Source organism: Neisseria sp. P0008.S010 (assembly GCF_051962715.1).
In the GTDB taxonomy this organism is placed as follows: Bacteria; Pseudomonadota; Gammaproteobacteria; order Burkholderiales; family Neisseriaceae; genus Neisseria; species Neisseria elongata.
Map to the genome: position 1 here is coordinate 1 of NZ_JBQCVA010000144.1, position 487 is coordinate 487.

General features: G+C 51.5%; 1 rRNA gene. It reads left to right on the forward strand.

Features of this window, described 5'->3' with window-relative positions:
* Window positions 1-487 (forward strand): 16S ribosomal RNA (locus ACTHSL_RS12920); the annotation flags it as partial.

Sequence of the window (487 nt, forward strand, 5' to 3'; positions counted from 1 at the left end):
CGTCAGATGTGTATAAGAGACAGCCTACGGGAGGCAGCAGTGGGGAATATTGGACAATGGGCGAAAGCCTGATCCAGCAATGCCGCGTGAGTGATGAAGGCCTTAGGGTTGTAAAGCTCTTTTACCCGGGATGATAATGACAGTACCGGGAGAATAAGCTCCGGCTAACTCCGTGCCAGCAGCCGCGGTAATACGGAGGGAGCTAGCGTTGTTCGGAATTACTGGGCGTAAAGAGTACGTAGGCGGTTATTCAAGTCAGAGGTGAAAGCCCGGGGCTCAACCCCGGAACTGCCTTTGAAACTAGATAGCTAGAATCTTGGAGAGGTCAGTGGAATTCCGAGTGTAGAGGTGAAATTCGTAGATATTCGGAAGAACACCAGTGGCGAAGGCGACTGACTGGACAAGTATTGACGCTGAGGTGCGAAAGCGTGGGGAGCAAACAGGATTAGATACCCGAGTAGTCCTGTCTCTTATACACATCTCCGAG